Raw genomic sequence first — 17,805 nt, 5'->3', positions numbered from 1 at the left:
CGCATTTTTAGTGAAATAACTCGGCAACTTTGTAATCCACGGGAAGCCCTCGGCAAGGATGCCTATCGCACATAAAAGCCGTGACGATGAGCCATCGCTATTCTGATGTGGAGCGGAAAAACCTAGGCTGGTTCACTAGCGATCCTTCGCGGGCCTCCCTTTTCGCCGTAACACTTAAGACTGGCTCTCTCCGCGGACTCAAACCCTGCGAGATCAGGTTTCAATATCCGATTTCAGCAATTGCCGGGAAAAATGGCTGCGGCAAAAGCACGCTGCTCGCGGCTGCCGCTTGCGCATTCCACAACGGAAAAAATGGCTGGAAGTTGCCTGATCGTCGGTTGCCCTATTACACCTTCTCGGACTTCTTTATACAGTCGGGAAGCGAATTGGCTATCGATGGCATAGAGATCGAATACGAAATATTCCACAACCGCTGGAAGCCGCATCCGCAGGCGCCAGATGGTGTCGGAGCTCTTAGGCAAGTCCGTTCAAAGAAGCGGGCCGGAAAATGGAACGACTACGATAAAAGGGTCCGGCGGCCAGTTGCATATCTCGGCATAGAGCGGATCGTCCCTCCCTCCGAGCGAAGTGTGTACAAAAGCTATCGCTACCGTTTCTCCAAAAACGAACGCGCTGGCTGGGAAGACAACACGCGGACGTCGGTGTCGAGGACACTCAGCCTGCCCTACGACGACTTTGAGATCCACAACTACGGAAAGTACCGACTGCCGGCGGTTAAATGCAACGGAAATAGCTATACAGGGTTCAACATGGGCGCGGGCGAAAAAGCGCTCTTTGAGCTCTTTGCCGCGATATGGGCAGCACCCGAAGGCACTCTGTTTCTTGTCGACGAAATAGAGCTAGGCCTTCATGAATCCGCGCAGCGCAATCTCATTCGCGAACTCTCGCGGCTTGCACTAGTACGCAAGATACAAATCATCTGCACCACACATTCTGCAACTATCCTTTCCTGCCTTCCTCCGGAGGGCCGTTTCTTAGTCACAGCGTCAAACGAGAAGACATCAATTTTGACTGGCGTAGCGGCCGCATACGCAGCAGGCCGCCTTGCAGATAGAAACAGCGGCGAGATAACCGCATATGTGGAAGACGACGTGGCAGCCAGCTTACTTAAAGCCACATTGGGTTTCTCATTTTCGGCACGCACCAGAATTGTCGCGGTCGGCTCTCATTCAGCAGTAATTAGTCGACTTGCAGCGCGTTTTACCGATGATCCTACGGCCAGGGTCTGTGCCTTCTTAGACGGCGATCAAAGGCCGACTTTTTCTAAGCATGAGGCAAGATTCAAGGGCTTAGTAGCACAACGAGATCATGTTCAAGCGGCCGACTGGTTCGCCCAACGTACGAATTTTTTACCCGGGGAGAGCTCACCAGAACGATACGTCTTAACGGCACTCGAGGCCTTAGGCGATCATGCAATTGCAGAAGCCTTTTCATTTGTCCCAGAAGATACGGCCACCGAAGCAGTGGCTGCTGCCGTTGTGCACGGCGCCCATGAAGAACTATTCGTCCTAGCAGAACGCCTTGGCGAAGATCAAGGTTACGTCTGGAAAGAAGCCTGCAAGGCATTAATCCGTTACAAGCCCGAATTACATGCAGAAGTTTCTGCGTTCATGCACAAGCTACTTCTGAACTAACAGCGGTGCGAGAAAAGGGGGCGGAGTAAATATTTTTGGGAATTTCTTCCGCCTGCTGCCCTTCGGCGCTCAGTGGTTCGCGGCGCATCGCGAGCTGCGAGTAAGGGCGCGCAATGTAGCTGCAAGAAATCCGCGCCGCTTCGCTTCCTTGAGGGCATCAACCGCCAACAAGCCTCGGCCTGACCCAGAGGTTGTGAGCCGTAGTCCCTGCCGCCGTATCGCCTCTACAGCTTCGTCTGCAGCACAAGCTGTGCGAACGAAACGCCCGCCCACCCCGTCCGCATGAAATTGCGGATGTTCTGGTGATCGGTGCCGTCGGGATTCTTCAGGACGTCGTCGCGGTAGTAGCGGCCGAAGCAGGCGAGCGTTTCGGCTTCGGTGAGGCCCTGTAGCTGGGCGAACGAGAACAGCTTGCACGAGCCGGCGTTCTGTCCGGCTTCGTTGCGGAGATCGCCATTGCGGAACGCGGTCGGGGTGTAGTCGTAGGCGCCGTCGATCACGGCGATGGTCTCGGAGAATTCAATCTGCTCGGGCGCTTCGCGCAGGCGCTTCAGGAAAGCATCGACGGACATTGGCAGGCCTTGGCTTGGGAAGGGCCGCGCAGTGTAGCGTCGCGCCCCGCGTGAAACATGCGACGGCGCCGCCGTCCGGCCGCGCGCTATGCGCCCAGACCGTGGACGATGGCGGTGAGCTGCCTGAGTGCAGCCTGAGCACCCGGCTCGTACTGCGCATGCAGGATCGCACCGTCGGCCGCCAGTACGGCCGCGGCGGCGATCTGCTTTCTCCCCGCCCCCGCCGGCAGCAGCGATTCGATGGCCCGGGCCATGTCGGCCTTGTGCTGGCGCGTCACCTCCAGCACTTCCGGCAGCGTGTGGCCCAGCTCGCCGACGCTGTTGAGGAATGCGCAACCGCGGAAGTCCTCGGACGCGAACCACTCGCCGAGCGCGGCAACCAGCGCGTCGAGCCCCGGCCGCTTCGCGCCGTGGCGCTGCAGCGCGTCGCTGAACCAGGCCATCCAGCGTTCGTGGCGCAGCGTCAGGAAAGCCAGGATCAGGTCGTTCTTGCTCGGGAACTGACGGTAGAACGTGACCTTGCTGACGCCCGATTCGGCGATCACGCGGTCGATGCCGGTGGCGCGGATGCCATCCCGGTAGAACAGCGCATAGGCGGTCTGCAGGATGCGCTCGCGCGGCGGCAGCGCGGCGCGTTCTGCCTCGGGGATGGCGGCGAGCTGGGCGATGGTCGTCATGCGACGCATGGTAGACAAACCTGTCTACACCTGCCACAGTGGCGATGTAGACAGACTTGTCTACATTGATCGCCCACCCCGAGGAAATCCGCCATGCAGAGCCGCCCGCCGCTGCCGCCCTTCACCGCCGAAACCGCCGCGCAGAAGGCGCGCGCCGCCGAGGACGCCTGGAACAGCTGCGACCCGCAGCGCGTCTCGCTCGCTTACACGGCGGATAGCCGCTGGCGCAATCGCAGCGAGATCTTCCAGGGCCGCGACGAGATCGTGGCGTTCCTCACCCGCAAGTGGAACCGCGAGCTGGACTACCGGCTCATCAAGGAAGTCTGGGCACACGACGGCGCACGCATCGCGGTGCGCTTCGCCTACGAGTACCGCGACGATTCCGGTCAGTGGTACCGCGCCTACGGCAACGAGAACTGGGCGTTCGACGCGCGGGGCCTGATGGCCCATCGCCACGCCAGCATCAACGAGCGGCCGATCCGTGCCGAGGAACGCCTGTTCCACTGGGACCGCCGCGCGCCGCGTCCCGCCGACCATCCGGGCCTGAGTGCGCTGGGGTTGTAGGACGGCCGGCGCCCCGCCGCGCCGGCTCGCGTCGGGGCACGTCCCGAGTGATGCGCAGCGTGCCCGATGCATGCGTGCCGCGCCCGGTCTCTTGGACGCGGCCGGGCGATGGCTCAGCGGCCGGCCGGCGTCACTGGAAGTACCAGAGCATTTCGAGTCCGACGAGCCGCGGATCGGACACGCTGACGACCTTGCCGTAGCCCACCACGCCGGCGCCGGTGCCGAGTTCGATGTTGGTGACCTGCTGCTCGTCGAGCAGATTGCTGCCGAACAGCGCGAGCTGCACCGGCAGGCGGCGGTCGATCCAGGCAAGGCGCGCGCCGAGCGTGCCGTAGGCGTCGGCCCGCGCGCGCGGATCGTTGAAGACCTGATAGTCGGTCTTGTCGCGCCAGGAGTAAGTCGCCGACAGCAGCAGGTCGCCGCGCTCGAAGCCGTAGCGGTAAAGACCGTTGAGCGAAGCTTTGTGCTCGGGCGCGAACGGCAGGCGATTGCCGTCGAGCGCCTGCGGGCTGCGCTGCTCCGGCGGCACTTCGAGATTGACGAAGCAGCACGCCGACTGGATTTCAGCGACCAGCCAGCTGTAGCTGAAATTGAAGCTGAGGCCCCGCAGCGCGATCCACTGGCTCTCCAGCTCGGCGCCGTAGCTGCGCGAGCGTTCGAGGTTGATGAACAGGTTGTCGGCGGTGACGCCGTTGTCGAACAGCAGCGGCACCTGCGCGTCGCGGTACTGCGTGTAGAACAGCGCGAGATTCGTGCGCAGCAGTGGCGTCCAGTCGCTCTTCAGGCCCAGCTCGAAGGCGTCGGCATGCTCGGGACCGACGTCGTAGTCCTGCGAAAAGCCGCCGAGCCGGAAGCCGCCGGCCTTGTAGCCGCGCGCGTAGCTGGCGTAGACGAGCGCGCGCCGGCTGGCCGCGTAGTCGAACGCGAGACGCCCGGTGCGGCCGGTCCATGAGCGGTCCAGGTGGCGCACCGCGGGGCCGCTGGTGCTCGCCGGCGCGCCACTGAGCGTCGGCGTGATGTCGTAGGCCGGCTCGTTGTCGCCGCGCCCGGTGCAGCACAGCGGATCGGTCGGCGGCAGCGCGCCGGTATCGAGTCCGGGATTGAGGCCGATCAGGCTGTCGAGCTGATCGCTGATCGTCGCACCGAGGTTATGCAGCGACAGGCCGCTGACCAGCGGATTGTTGCTGGGACTCCACAGCACGATGCGCAGCTGCTCGCGCGCCTTCTTCTCGTCGCGCGTGTAGCGCAGGCCGAAGCTGAGCTTGGCGCGCTCGCTCAGATGCCAGTCGAGCTGGCCGAAGCCCGAGTACGAGCGCACGTCGAGATCGGCCGCCGTGCGCAGCACGTCGCGCGCCGGATTGGGCAGCGCCGCGCTCGGCACGCCGAGCACGGAAGCCTGCGTCAGCGGTTGCTCGTACTGCGGCTGGCCGGGATTGCGCAGCACCCCGACCGTGGTGCTGCGATCGCCGGATTCGTAGAGCCCGGCGATCCAGCGCAGACGCTCGTCCTCTCCCGAGAACGTCAGCTCGTTGGACCAGTAGGTCTTGTCGACGTCGGTCTGGCTGCGCATGTCGCCGGAGATCGTGTAGCCGTCGGGATCGAGCAGCGTGAAGGTCTGCGGATCGCCGGGCAGGCCGACACGGAAGTCGCCGCGCGAGGTGCGATCGAAGTCGCCGCGCAGCGGCAGCTTGAGCGTCTGCCAGCCGCCGAGATACTTCGCGCGCACCGCGCCCAGCTCGTAGCTCGCTTCGAGCACGGCCGCGTAGTTCTCGTTGATCTGGTAGACGCTGTCGCGGTTGGTGTTGATCCGGTGAAAGTTGCCGACGCCCGGGTTCTCCTGTTCGTACCGGTACGCCGGATTCGGATACACGGCATTGCTGAACTGATCGCGCACGTACGGCGTCACCAGATTCGCGGTCGGCTTGCGGTCGTCCCACTCGCGGTACGAGAAGCGCGTCCATACCTGCCACGGCGCGCCGTCGCCGAACTGCAGCTGCGCCTCGGCTAGGCGATGCTGCTCGCGGCCGAGGCCGTCGGCCGGCCCTTCGTTGTCGAACTGCGCATCCTGCTGCCCGGTCTGGCTCAGCGAGAGCCGGCCGAGCAGGCCGTCGCGCAGCGGCCCGGAGACGAAGCCTTCGAGCTCGAACGCGCCGTAGCTGCCATAGGCCCCGCGCGCCTGCGCGTCGAACTGCGACGACGGCCGTTTGGACACGACGTTGATCGCGCCGCCGATCGAGTTCTGCCCGTAGAGCGTGCCCTGCGGCCCGCGCAGCACCTCGACGCGATCGACGAACAGCGGCGATTTCTGGATCTGCGTGCCGCTGCCGGTGAATACGCCGTCGTTGTAGACGGCGATGCCGGGATCGGTGCCGATCGCCGACGTCAGGCGGCCGATGCCGCGCACGCTGATGCGATCGCTGCCGGTGCCCTTGTCGTACGAAAGCCCCGGCGTGACGTCGGCGATGTCGTTGACGCTCTTGATGCCGCGCTCCTCGCGCTGGTCGGCGGTGATCGCGGTGATCGCCAGCGGCACGCGCTGCAGGCGGTCGGAACGCTTCTCGGCGGTGACGACGATTTCCTCCAGCGCCGGCGGCGCGTCAGGCGCCGGCCCCAGCGCCGGCGGCGGCTCGGGTGCGTCGGGCACCGGCAGCGTCGCGTACAGCGCCGGGGCCGAGGCGTCCCCATCCTGCGCCCACAGCGCCGGCGCCGCACACAGGCACGCCAGCAGCAGCACGCTCATCGTTTCGATGCGCATGACTCTCCCCCTTCTGTCGTTATGGTCGGAACCGCGCGCCTTCTAGTCGCGTCGGAACGTGCAGCGCTCGCCCTCGCCGCAGTTGCGCGGCTGCGGTGGAATCAAGCTCTGGATCGGCGGCAGCGGCGATCCGTCGTCGAGCCAGTTGCCCATGTCGGCCTGCCGGGCATCGCCGCGGCCGAGTGCGATCGCGCAGCCGGTGGCGTCGCCATCGAACGTGCAGCGCGCCAGCGCGTCGGCGCGGCGCCAGACCGCCCAGGGATCGAAGCCGTTGAGCTGGCCGTAACGGCCGTTGCGCGCCATCGGCACCGCGTGGTCGGCCGGCAGCGTGCAGCTGCCGTGCGTGGCGCTGCCGAGCAGCAGATAGTCCTTGCGCGCGTCGGGAATCGTGCCGAGGTGCGCCCAGATGTCGTCGATCGCGTAGCGGTGATCGTTGGTGTCGTCGTCGTCGTAGACCTCGATCAGCGCGCGCGTATCCGACGGCCAGCGCGCGTAGTCGTCCGGCGTGATCTCGTAGACGCGGAACGGCGCCATGATGAACACGAAGCGCGCGTTGCCGCCCCAGCCGCGCGCCAGTGCGCGCGTCAGCATCGCCGGCGACGCACCGCCGCCGAACGAGTGGCCGATGAAACCGATGCGCGAGGTGTCCATGTGCAGCTCGGCGCCATAGCGCGTCACGGCCGCCTCGAATCCCGCCCACAGCTGGTCGTAGGCCGGCGGCACCTTGCCCGGCGACAGCAGCTGGAACGATTCCAGGAAGCCGTACGGCGAGTGCACGACGATCCAGCCCTGCGAGGCGAGCCGCTCCAGCAGCTCGATGTAGGTGTCGAGCTCGCCGGCGGCGAACGCGTGCGCGAAGAAGATCACCGGCCGCGGCGCGGTGCCGGCGTCCTGCGGGCTGAACACGGTGACCTCCGCGCCGCGACGCTCGGGATTGGCGACGCTCTGCACGGCGACCGCGTACGGTCCCGGTCCGCCGTAGCCGTCGGACGGCGCGCTGACGCAGGTATCGACCGGCGTCGCCGCCGCCGCGGCGCGCGCCTCGTCGATGCCGCCGCTGCCGCCGCAGGCCGCCAGCGCGCCCGCCGCCATCAGGACCGCCATTGCGGCGGCCAGCCTCATCCCTGGCACTTGTCCAGCCATGTTCTCCCCCTTCTTTGCTGTCCCGGTGGTCCGGGATCTGCGCTTGTGGCCGGCGGCCGCTACGGAATGACGCGCCGGTCGTTGATGAAATCGACGTCCGGGTTTTCGCCGATGAACGTCGACACCGAATCCATGAACGGGAACGTGCCGCCCCAGGGCGGCGCGGTGAAAGTCGGGGCCGCTTCGATGAAGGCCTGACGCCAGGCGGCGTAGTCGTCGAACCACAGCTCGACGACGCGCGAATAGCGCGATTCGCGGCCGACGCTGCGATAGCCGACGTAGCGGCGCAGGCCCGGCAGGCGCGCGACCTCGCGCACGTGCACCTCGCGGAACCAGCGCTCGGCGGCTTCGGCGTCGACGCCCGCCGGTGGCCGCAGGAACAGCACCCAGCGCAGGTACGGCGTGTCCTTCGGCGGCGTCGCCGGCGGGCGGTCGACCCAGCCGCGATCGACGCCGCTGGACGGCTCCGGCGCCAGATAGTTCTCTGGCGGATTGATCGGCAGCGTCGCCGTCTCGGTGCGGAAGAAGGTCTTGCGCCAGCCGCCGGGCGGCGGCGTCAGCAGATCGAGATACGGATTGTTGCGGCGGCCTTCGTAGAAATCTTCGAGCCGCTCGTACTGGATTTCGGTCAGGCGCCCGCGCCAGATCGCACCGTAGCGCTCGGCCTCGGCCGGCACCGCGACGCTGCGGTACGAAACGTAGTTGCGCTGCCAGGTCTTCATCGCGCGATGCATTTCCGGACCGTGATAGCGCAGGTACCAGCGGTCGAGCGCGAGCAGCTGCGTCGGGTCCGGAACGTCGACCATGATGTAGAACTTGACCGCCTCGGCCGCCGCCGGACGCGCGGCGCCGAGGCCGAGCAGGGCGAAGGCCAGGACGAACGCAGCGAATCGCGGGAACGTCATCATCATCAAACCTCCGCGAGCGCGACGAGCTTGTGCGGCCGCTGCCGGAAGCCCATCGCGTAGACAATGAACTGGCGGCCGCCGACGGCGTAGCTCATCGGCGCGCCGAGCGTGTGGCCGGGCAGCGCAATCTCGGCCTTCACCTCGCCGCTGCGCTTGTCGTAGGCGCGCAGCACCTTCTGCGCGTAGCGCCGGTCGTGCGGCCCCTCGCCGACGAACAGCAGACTGCGCGTCAGCAGCGGCGCGGCGCGCTGCTGCGAACCGATCCAGCCGAGCCGGTACGGCGCCAGCGCCGGACTGTCGGTCGCGCCCGGACCGTTCGGGCGCGTCCACAACAGCTCGCCGCGGCGCAGATCGATCGCGCTGATGCGGCCGTACGGCGGCTTGAACAGCGGCAGGCCGCGCGGACCGCGCACCACCACCGAGGCGCCGGCGATCTCGGTATCGCGCGCGCCGTCCGGCAGCGCCGGCGCGCCATGCTCGTCGAGCGCCAGCGCGGTCGCCGCCGACTGCGAGGGCACGTAGAGCACGCCGCTGTCCGGATCGACCGCCGCGCCCTGCCAGTTGGCGGCGCCGAGCCAGCTCGGCCGCACGATCGTCGGCCGGCGGTCGAGCGGCGTGTAGAGCGGGCCGTAGCGGTAGGTTTCGAGAATCTGCCGCGCCTCGGCGCGCAGCTCGGGGCTGAAGTCGATCAGCATCTCCGGCGTCACGCCGTTGGCCTCGAACGGCGCCGGCCGCGTCGGGAACGGCTGGGTCGGCGCGCTGCGCTCGCCGGGGATCGTGCTCTGCGGCACGGCGCGCTCCTCGATCGGCCACAGCGGCGTGCCGCTGACGCGGTCGAAGACGAAGCACAGCCCCTGCTTGGTGACCTGCGCGACGGCTTTGACACGCGCGCCGCCGATGTCGAGATCGACCAGATTTGGCGCGCACGGCAGATCGTAGTCCCAGACGTCGTGATGCACGGTCTGGAAATGCCAGCGCCGCGCGCCGGTCTCGACATCGAGCGCGATCAGGCTGCTGGAGAACAGGTTGTCGCCGGGACGCAGGCCGCCGTAGAGGTTGTCGGTCGCGCAGCTGCCCGGCAGGTAGACGATGCCCAGTTCGTCGTCGGCGCTCATCGGCGCCCAGATGTTGCCGTTGCCGATGCGCGCGGCGGCGCCGTCCGGCCAGGTGTCGGCGCCGTGTTCGCCGGGCAGCGGGATGGTGCGGAAGCTCCACTTCAGCGCGCCGGTGCGCACGTCGAAGCCGCGCACGTCGCCGGGCGGCATCGGGTCCTTGAGCGCGCGGTCGTGGATGTAGCCGCCGATCACCAGCGTGTCGCGGCAGACCAGCGGCGCCGACGTGCAGCCGTAGAGATCGGCCGGATCACGCTCGACCGGCCGGCTCAGGCCGACGCTGCGCAGGTCGATCTCGCCGTTGCGGCCGAAGCCGGGCACCGGCCGGCCGCTGCGCGCGTCGAGCGCGATCAGGCGCGCGTCGCCGGTGCCGATGTAGATGCGCGAGGTTTCGCCGTCGCTCCACCAGGCGACGCCGCGATGCTGGAAGCCCTTGATCGTGGTCGGCCCGCGGCGCCAGGTGCCGGGATCGTAGACCCACAGCGTGCGGCCGCTGGCCGCGTCGATCGCGGCGACCTGGCTCATCGCCGTCGAGGTGTAGAGCACGCCGCCGATCATGATCGGCGTCGCCTGGAACTCGCCGGGGCCGAGCTGCGGATGCGCGTCGAGGATCGCCGCATCGGGCGATTCCCATTCCCAGACGACGCGCAGGCGGCCGGCGTTGCCGGCATGGATCGCGTCGAGCGGCGAATACTTGCTGGCGGCGTTGTCGGCCGCGTAGCAGGGCCATTCCTCGGCACGGCGCGCGGCGGCGGCCGGCCGCGTCCGCCAGCCGGCGCAGCCGCCGGCGAAGCCGAGCCCGGCCAGCAGGAAGGCACGACGGTCGATCATCGGCGCCACGCCCGAACACCGTTGCGAGCATTACCCAGCATCTCTCTCCTCCCGGCAGGCTCATGGTCCTGCCAATTTTTGTGCACAATATTTCCGGAAAACTTCGCTTGTCAATGGCCGCCACCGTTTCCGGGACGACCGCAAAACAGAACGTTACATCCGAACTACCTGGGGAATCCGCAGGGGCTAGCGCCTGAACACGGAGTGGCGCGCAGACCGCAAATGCGCATACATTGTGCACAATAAATACGGCAAGACCGTCAACCATGCACCGGGAGGAGAACCAGGCATGAAACACCGGACAGCACGCGCGCACGTCGCGCATCGCGCCGCCGCGCAGGACGTCCCGCGCGCGCCGCAGCCGCAGGCGATGCGAGTGCCGCGAACGGGAGCGCCGCGATGAAGAAGATCCTGCTCGCCGTCCTCGCGCTGGCGCTCGTCGCCGGCGGCGGTCTGCTGTTCTGGCAGTGGCGGATGACCCGCACGCTCGCCGCCGAACTCGACTTCAATCGCAACGGCCGGCTCGAACCCGAGGAGGCCGGACCGCTGCTGCGCCGGCACTTCGCGCAGTTCGACCGCGACGGCGACGGCAGCCTCGACGGCGCCGAGCTGCTGCGCTTCTCGAGCAGCGCGCTGCTCGGCAATCTGCGCATCCGGATGCACACACGCGGCCTGCCGGACCCGGCGCTGCCGGCGCACGCGTCGGTCGAGGATCTGCGCGCGGCGCTGCAGCAGATGACGACGGCGCTGGAGCTGGACGGCGCGGCGCTGATCGTCGGCCGCGACGGCGCCGAACAGGCGCGCGTGCAGGTCGGCGCGATCGGCTTCGACAGCGTCGTGCCGGTCGCCTCGTCGAGCAAATGGGTGTCCGCCGTCGTGCTGATGCGGCTCGTCGAGCAGGGCCGGCTCGACCTCGACCGGCCGCTGTCGGCCTATCTGCCGGAACTCGGCGGCCCCTGGGCGCGCACGACGCCACGCCAGCTGTTCAGCCATACCGCCGGCGCCGATCTCGGCCACGCGCTGAACTACTCGCCGGAGATGCCGGCCGCCGAGCTGTTCACGCGTCTGGTCGCGCTGCCGATGCACGATGCGCCGGGCACCGCCTTCACCTACGGCGGCATCGCCATGCAGATCGGCGGCCACCTCGCCGAGCGCGTCAGCGGCCGGCGCTGGACGACGCTGTTCGTCGACGAGGTCGCCACGCCGGCCGGCATGGCGTCGAGCTTCTACGCGCACCCGATCTGGTATCGCGAGGGCGCGGACCTGCCGAGCGCCAATGTCGCCGCCGGCCTGCACACTTCGGCGCAGGATTACGTCCGCTTCCTGATCGCGCTGCAGCGCCCGGGCACGCTGCTGTCGCAGGCCTCGATCGACACGATCGACACCGATTACAGCAGCGCTCTGGTGCAGAACTTCCGGCCGCCGGGCATCGATCCGGCGTGGTCGTACGGGCTCGGCCTGTGGTGCGAGCAGCAGGACGGGCGCCGCTGCACGCGCGTCAGCAGCGCCGGCGCGCTCGGCACCTATCCGTGGCTGGACCGCGCCTCGGGCCGCTACGGCGTGCTGGTCACGCTCGGCAGCGTCAAGACGGTGATGCCGTTCGCGCGGCACCTGCGCGCGCTCGCCGAACGTCTCGATGCCGGCCCGGTCCCGGCGCCGCCCGCCGCGCCGCCGTGAAACGCCGCGCGCCGGCGCCGCGGCACGAGGGCGCGCGACGGCGTCGGCCTCAGCGATCGCGCATGGCGTTGGCCATGCGGAACATCGGCGCGTGCAGAATGTTGCGAACCTCGTCGCTGGCGCCGATCTCGTCGAGCGCGATGTCCATGCAGCGCAGCCACTGGTCGCGCTCGGCCTCGCCGATCGGATACGGGCCATGCGCGCTGCCGATGCAGACGTGGCCGTATTTCTGGAAGTAGAGCCGCGGGCCGCCGAGCCAGCCGGACAGGAACTCGAACAGCTTCTGCTTGATGCCGTCGAGCGATTCGCCGTGCATGGCGCGGATCGTCGCCGCTTCCGGCAGACGATCCATGGCGTCATAGAACGCGACCGCGAGGGCGCGCACGCCGCTCTCGCCGCCGATCAGGTCATAGGGCGTGGGATCGCTCATCGGCATTCGCTCTCGTGGCTTCGGGCGCACGAGTCTCGGCAGCACGGCCGCCGCGCACCATGACCCGCGTCATGTCGCGCCGCGGCGATCCGCGCTAGCGCCCGTGCGTCACGGCCGCCAGTTGGCGTTGCGCTCCCAGAACTCGACGCTGCGCCGATAGGCCTCGCGGTCGAGCGGCACGCCGGAGCCGCCTTCGTCGACGCCGAGGGCGTTGCGCATCATCGTGATCGGCGCCATCGGAATCTCCTCGGGCGCGGCCGTCGCCAGACAGCCGACCACGCCCCAGTCGGCGTCGATCGGCGTGCCCTCGCGCGCCATCTGCTCGCGGCTGTAGAGGATCACGACCAGGTAGCTCGCGACCGGCGCCTCCAGGCCTTCGAACCAGCGCACCAGCACCGGCAGCTCGCGCTTGGTGCGCGCCTCGTAGGCGGAGCGCAGCAGGTGGCGGTTGTCGTCGGTGATCGGCACCGTCAGGCAGCGCGTCGAGGTCCAGTTGCGATGCACGTGCAGCTTGCAGAACGGCGCGTAGCCGTCGAGCACCTTGAACGGCGCATGTTCGTTGAGATGGCGCTCGAAATCTTCCGGCGTCGTGTCCTGGAGGGTATTGGCGCGACCGGACTTCGGGAACAGGCGTGCCTGCGCGAACGGCGTCAGCAGAATCTTCACGGCAATGGCGGATGGCGATACGAGGGGCGCGAGCGTATCACCGCTCGCGACTCGCGCCCGCCGGCACCGCACGCGACGCGCAGCCTTTTTCGCGCCGTCGAAACTCGGTAGTGTGCGCGGGCCTTTCCCGCTTACACGGCCTGCCATGGACCGACGCCGCCTCCCCGCCCTGCTGACGACCGCGAGCCTCGTGCTGCTCGCCGGCTGCGTTTCGATCGAGCGCCTGCCGGCACCGCCCGGCAAGCTCAGCACCGCGCTGCCGCTCGGATTCGACGCGCCGGTGCGCTTCGCCTACGACAGCCCGGACGGCTTCCGCCAGCACTCGGCGCAGAACCTGCAACGGATGAAAGCGGCCGCCGGCGACGGCCCGATCAACATCCTCGCGCTGTCCGGCGGCGGCGCCGGCGGCGCGTTCGGCGCCGGCGCGCTGGTCGGCTGGAGCCGCAGCGGCCGGCGGCCGGAATTCCAGCTCGTCACCGGCGTCAGCGTCGGCGCGCTGATCGCGCCGCTCGCCTACCTCGGCCCGGCCTGGGACGCGCAGCTGACCGAGGCGCTGACCGGCGACAGCAGCAGCGATCTGCTGCAACGCGACCTCACCGGCCTGATGCTCGGCCAGCCGGCGATGTACCGCGGCCAGCCGCTGATCGATCTCGTCGACCGCTTCGTCACCGACCAGCTGCTGCTCGCCGTCGCCCACGAGTACCAGCGCGGCCGCATGCTGCTGATCGAGACCACCGACCTCGACAAGGGCGAGGCGGTGATCTGGGACATGGGCGCAATCGCCGCGCGCGGCGGCTCGGACGCGCGCCTGCTGTTCCGCAACGTGCTGGTCGCCTCGGCGAGCATTCCGGTGGTGTTCCCGCCGGTGATGATCCGCGTCAGCGAGAACGGCGAGACCTACGACGAGATGCATGTCGACGGCGGCGCTTCGGTGCCGCTGTTCATCGGCCCGGAGATCGCCTCGCTGGTCGCCGATGGCGTGCCGCGCGTCGGCGACGTGCGCGTCTACGCGCTGGTCAACGGCCAGCTCAGCCGCGAACCGGGCACCACGCGCATCGGCGCGCGCAAGATCCTGGTGCGCGGCTTCGACGTCAGTCTCACCCACGGCACGCGCGCGGCGCTGGGCCTGGCCTTCGCGACGGCGCGGCACTACGGCATGGACTTCAAGCTGACCGCGATCCCGAACGCCTTCCGCTTCGGCGGCGCCCTCGATTTCAAGCCGGAACACATGAAAGCGCTGTTCGACTTCGCCGCGCGCTGCGGCGAGGCCGACCAGCTGTGGAAGAGCTTCGGCGACACCTATCAGGACGCCATCACTGCGCGCGAACCACAGCCGGGCGACCTCCCCGGCTGCCCGGTATCGTCGACCACCGCGCCGGCCATGCCGTCGGCGCCCAACGTGCCGATGGCGCACTGAAGGACGCGAACGGCGCGCGGCCGGAATCCGGCAGCGCCTGGACCGCCGGACCGGAGGTCCGCACGCGCTGACGCGCTCAGGCGCGCTCGACGCGCGCCGCGTAGCAGCCGCGTCTGGCGTAGTGCAGGTGCAGATAGGCTGCGCGCCGATCGGCGAAGCTGCGCTCGATCAGCGTCTCCAGCGCGGCGCCGTCGACGACGTCGGCGTCGATCATCAGATCGTCGGCATCGAAGGCCCGTACCGACAGCAGCCTCGAGCGCAGCAGCGCCGGCACTTCGTCGATGCGATCCCAGGTGCACTCGGCGCCTTCGCTCACGAAGATCGCATGGCTGGCGCGATACGGATTGGCGGCGGGCTGGTGCATGAAGTTGAGCAGCAGCAGCGTCTCGCCCGGCGCGGCGTCGCGCAGCTCGATGCGATCGGGAAAGCCGGGCTGGCGATCGGCGACGCAGCGCCGCACACCGCGCGCGAGCAGCGCCGCGTCGGACAGGCCGTAGAGCGGACGGAAGAGGGCGGCCGGCAGGCCGGTGATGCGAAAGGACACGGCGGACTCCAGTAGCAGGGAGACGCCAGCCTGCGCCCTCGCACCCGACGCCGACATCCGGAGCTTGCGCGCCGCTGTCCGCACCCCGACCGCCGACGCGCAGGGGCACTATTTACTAGCAGCGTGATGCTCCTGCATGCCTACGATGTCGGCATTACAAAACCGATACGGGGAAAAGCCCATGATGAGCACACTCAAGCGCCTGTTCGCGGGCGGCATTTCCGTTCTGGCGCTCGCCGCCTGCGGCGGCTCGGACAGCGCCGGCGCCGCCGCCGGCAAGACGCGTGAAGTGCTCGTCGTCAGCAACAACTGGGACGGCACCGCCGACTTCATCGACACCCGCAGCTACGAGCGCCTGCTGCGCCTCGACATCATCCCGGACCAGGATGAGCGCATGGCGGAGATCACCCGCAACCCGCTGCGCCTCGCCCTGTTCCTCGGCGTGCGCCAGCTGATCGGCGAAGGCCACGACCAGTTCGTCGACGACAGTTTCACCTCGCCGGACGGCCGCTACCTGTACGTGTCGCGGCCGAGCTTCGCCGACGTTGTCGCCTTCGACCTGACGACGCGGCAGATCGTCTGGCGCACGCCGGTCGAAGGCTACCGCTCGGATCACATGGCGATCTCGCCGGACGGCAAGCGCCTCGCCGTCTCGGCCTCGACCTCGAAGCAGGTCCACGTGATCGATACCGCGACCGGCACGATCGTCGGCAGCTTCGCGTCCGGCGACCAGCCGCACGAGAACAACTACTCGAAGGACGGCTCGCGGATCTTCCACGCCAGCATCGGCACCGTGTTCACGCCGACCGACGCGCCGGTCTTCGACACCACCAAGGGCGAGCGCGTGTTCGAGGTCGTCGATGCCGGCACGCTGGAAGTGACGCACAAGGTCGACATCGGCGAGAAACTCGCCGAAGCCGGCTATCCGGACATGAGCGCGGCAGTGCGGCCGATGGCGATCGCGCCGGACGAGAACCTGTTCTACTTCCAGCTCTCGTTCTTCCACGGCTTCGTCGAATACGACCTCGCGCAGGACCGCATCCTGCGCGTCGCGCAACTGCCGAACGCGATTCCCGACGTGCCGCGCTCGCAGTACCTGCTCGACAGCGCGCATCACGGCCTGGCGATGAATCCGCAGGGCACCAAGCTCTGCGTGGCCGGCACGATGGACGACTACGTCGCCGTCGTCTCGCGCGAGACCTTCGCGTACAAGATCGTCGCCAGCGGCTCGAAGCCGTACTGGGCGACCAACAGCGGCGACGGCACGCGCTGCTTCGTGTCGATGTCCGGCGACGACGCGATCGCCGTCATCGACTACGCGAGCGAGCAGAAGATCGCGAGCATCCCGGTCGGCGACCATCCGCAGCGCTCGCGCGTCGGCCGCGTGCTGCAGTCGGCAGTCGACGCCGCCGCGACCGCCCCGTAGCGCGGCGCCACGCAGAAGCAGATCGCGAGGACCGTCTTTCTGTTCGCGGCCTCGCGCGGCGCGTTCAGGGCGATGCAGCCGAGGGCGATGCGGCGCTGACGCGCCAGATCGTGTTGCCGACGTCGTCGGCGACCAGCAGCGCGCCGCGCGCATCGAGGGCGACGCCGACCGGACGGCCATAGGCCTTGCCGTCGGCGCTGACGAAGCCGCCGAGTACGTCGCGCGGCAGGCCGCGCGGCTGACCGTCGGCGAACGGCACGAAGATCACCTGGTAGCCGCTCAGCGGCCTGCGGTTCCACGAACCGTGCTGGCCGATGAACATGCCGTTGGCGTACGCCGGGGGCAGCCGGTTGCCGCGCGCGCTGGCCAGTCCGAGCGAGGCGGTGTGCGGGCCGAGCGCGTAATCGGGCACGAGCGCCTGGGCGACCAGCGCCGGCTTCTGCGGCTGCACGCGCGCATCGACATGCTGGCCGTAATAGCTGTACGGCCAGCCGTAGAAGCCGCCGTCGCGCACCGACGTCAGGTAGTCCGGCACGAGGTCCGAACCGATCTCGTCGCGTTCGTTGACCACCGTCCACAGCTCGCCGCTGTCCGGCTCCAAGGCCATGCCGTTCGGATTGCGCAGGCCGGACGCGAAGACGCGCGCCTCGCCGCTGCCGAGGTCGACTTCCCAGATCGCCGCGCGGCCGGCTTCCGCCTCGACGCCGTTCTCGGCCACGTTGCTGTTCGAGCCGACCGTCACGTACAGCCGGCGCCCGTCGCGGCTGGCGATGAGGTTCTTGGTCCAGTGATGGTTGCGCGGTCCGGCCGGCAGATCGACGAGCTTGGTGCCGGCCGCCGCGATCCGCGTCTGGCCGTTCTCGTACGGGAAGCTCAGCACCGCGTCGGTGTTGGCGACGTAGAGCGTGTCGCCGACCCGCGCCATGCCGAACGGCGACTGCAGGCCCTGCAGGAACACGCTGCGCTGGTCGGCGACGCCGTCGCCGTCGCTGTCGCGCAGCAAGGTGATGCGATTGGCGCTAGCCACGCCGGCGCCGGCCTTCTTCATGATCTGTTTCGCCACCCAGCCGCGCAGGCCGGCATCGTCCTCGGGCTTGGGCGGCGCATTGGTCTCGGCAACCAGCACGTCGCCGTTCGGCAGCACGTACAGCCAGCGCGGATGGTCCAGGCCGTCGGCGAAAGCACGCACCGCGAGTCCCGGCGCCGCGGTCGGCTTGCCGCCCGCCGGCCAGCCGATCGCGGGCGCGATGTTGACGACCGGCAGCAGGGCTTTTTCCGGCGCCGGCAGCTGCGGATCGGGCCCCGTGCCCTGCTCGACCGACAGCCGCGCCGGGCCGCCGCAGGCGGACAGCGCGGCGCAAAGAACGGGCGCCAGCGCGGCCCGCATCAAGCGCGGCCCGCACCACCACCGGAAAACGGCTGGCAGAC

Annotated in this window: 15 protein-coding genes; 5 read left to right on the top strand and 10 right to left on the bottom strand. The window is 68.5% G+C overall.

Features of this window, described 5'->3' with window-relative positions; translation table 11 throughout:
* Positions 1 to 86 precede the first annotated feature (86 nt).
* On the top strand, positions 87 to 1,655 hold the full coding sequence (locus H149_RS22645) for an ATP-dependent nuclease (protein WP_083930861.1): 1,569 nt from the start codon (positions 87 to 89) through the stop codon (positions 1,653 to 1,655).
* A 224-nt stretch (positions 1,656 to 1,879) separates the two neighbouring features.
* Here the strand turns inward: H149_RS22645 and H149_RS0107170 are convergent, their stop codons facing one another.
* Together H149_RS0107170 and H149_RS0107165 are read right to left on the bottom strand one after the other, a co-directional pair.
* Entirely contained in the window at positions 1,880 to 2,227 is a 348-nt protein-coding gene (locus H149_RS0107170) for a HopJ type III effector protein (protein WP_020649066.1), read from the bottom strand.
* Positions 2,228 to 2,313: 86 nt separating this feature from the next.
* Positions 2,314 to 2,904: a TetR/AcrR family transcriptional regulator gene (locus H149_RS0107165; protein WP_020649065.1), complete on the bottom strand. Its 591-nt coding sequence runs from the start codon at positions 2,902 to 2,904 to the stop codon at positions 2,314 to 2,316.
* 93 nt (positions 2,905 to 2,997) lie between these two features.
* On the opposite strand from H149_RS0107165, the gene H149_RS0107160 reads away from it, so the two are divergent.
* Positions 2,998 to 3,468, top strand: coding sequence for a nuclear transport factor 2 family protein (locus H149_RS0107160; protein WP_020649064.1), 471 nt, complete (start codon positions 2,998 to 3,000; stop codon positions 3,466 to 3,468).
* A gap of 130 nt (positions 3,469 to 3,598) precedes the next feature.
* Here the strand turns inward: H149_RS0107160 and H149_RS0107155 are convergent, their stop codons facing one another.
* The 4 genes from H149_RS0107155 to H149_RS20110 form a co-directional block, all read right to left on the bottom strand.
* Positions 3,599 to 6,223, bottom strand: a complete 2,625-nt coding sequence (locus H149_RS0107155) for a TonB-dependent receptor (protein WP_020649063.1) — start codon at positions 6,221 to 6,223, stop codon at positions 3,599 to 3,601.
* A gap of 42 nt (positions 6,224 to 6,265) precedes the next feature.
* A complete protein-coding gene (locus tag H149_RS0107150; RefSeq protein ID WP_169518322.1) occupies positions 6,266 to 7,345 on the bottom strand; it encodes an alpha/beta hydrolase fold domain-containing protein in 1,080 nt (359 codons plus the stop codon).
* Positions 7,346 to 7,425: 80 nt separating this feature from the next.
* Entirely contained in the window at positions 7,426 to 8,271 is an 846-nt protein-coding gene (locus H149_RS0107145; RefSeq protein ID WP_154654680.1) for an EthD domain-containing protein, read from the bottom strand.
* A gap of 5 nt (positions 8,272 to 8,276) precedes the next feature.
* The gene (locus H149_RS20110) at positions 8,277 to 10,217 is read right to left on the bottom strand and encodes an outer membrane protein assembly factor BamB family protein (protein ID WP_154654679.1); all 1,941 of its coding nucleotides are present in this window, start codon (positions 10,215 to 10,217) and stop codon (positions 8,277 to 8,279) included.
* 399 nt (positions 10,218 to 10,616) lie between these two features.
* On the opposite strand from H149_RS20110, the gene H149_RS0107135 reads away from it, so the two are divergent.
* The gene (locus H149_RS0107135; protein WP_020649059.1) at positions 10,617 to 11,894 is read left to right on the top strand and encodes a serine hydrolase; all 1,278 of its coding nucleotides are present in this window, start codon (positions 10,617 to 10,619) and stop codon (positions 11,892 to 11,894) included.
* A 49-nt stretch (positions 11,895 to 11,943) separates the two neighbouring features.
* On the opposite strand, the gene H149_RS0107130 is transcribed toward H149_RS0107135, so the two are convergent.
* The gene (locus tag H149_RS0107130; RefSeq protein WP_020649058.1) at positions 11,944 to 12,330 is read right to left on the bottom strand and encodes a group II truncated hemoglobin; all 387 of its coding nucleotides are present in this window, start codon (positions 12,328 to 12,330) and stop codon (positions 11,944 to 11,946) included.
* Between the two features lie 102 nt (positions 12,331 to 12,432).
* Positions 12,433 to 12,990: a DUF3228 family protein gene (locus tag H149_RS0107125; protein WP_020649057.1), complete on the bottom strand. Its 558-nt coding sequence runs from the start codon at positions 12,988 to 12,990 to the stop codon at positions 12,433 to 12,435.
* Positions 12,991 to 13,135: 145 nt separating this feature from the next.
* Between H149_RS0107125 and H149_RS20105 the strand changes: the two genes are divergently transcribed.
* Positions 13,136 to 14,407, top strand: coding sequence for a patatin-like phospholipase family protein (locus H149_RS20105; RefSeq protein ID WP_020649056.1), 1,272 nt, complete (start codon positions 13,136 to 13,138; stop codon positions 14,405 to 14,407).
* Positions 14,408 to 14,483: 76 nt separating this feature from the next.
* Here H149_RS20105 and H149_RS0107115 read toward each other — a convergent pair whose 3' ends face one another.
* Positions 14,484 to 14,951: a DUF1203 domain-containing protein gene (locus tag H149_RS0107115; protein WP_020649055.1), complete on the bottom strand. Its 468-nt coding sequence runs from the start codon at positions 14,949 to 14,951 to the stop codon at positions 14,484 to 14,486.
* A gap of 181 nt (positions 14,952 to 15,132) precedes the next feature.
* Here H149_RS0107115 and H149_RS0107110 point away from each other — a divergent pair, with 181 nt between their 5' ends.
* Entirely contained in the window at positions 15,133 to 16,377 is a 1,245-nt protein-coding gene (locus tag H149_RS0107110) for a YncE family protein (RefSeq protein WP_020649054.1), read from the top strand.
* A 64-nt stretch (positions 16,378 to 16,441) separates the two neighbouring features.
* Here H149_RS0107110 and H149_RS0107105 read toward each other — a convergent pair whose 3' ends face one another.
* Entirely contained in the window at positions 16,442 to 17,764 is a 1,323-nt protein-coding gene (locus tag H149_RS0107105; RefSeq protein ID WP_020649053.1) for a PQQ-dependent sugar dehydrogenase, read from the bottom strand.
* Positions 17,765 to 17,805: the final 41 nt, after the last annotated feature.

It is taken from the genome of Solimonas variicoloris DSM 15731, from assembly GCF_000382285.1.
In the GTDB taxonomy this organism is placed as follows: Bacteria; Pseudomonadota; Gammaproteobacteria; order Nevskiales; family Nevskiaceae; genus Solimonas; species Solimonas variicoloris.
The sequence above is the reverse complement of the archived record's forward strand: the minus strand, read 5'-3'. Positions and strand labels throughout refer to the sequence as shown.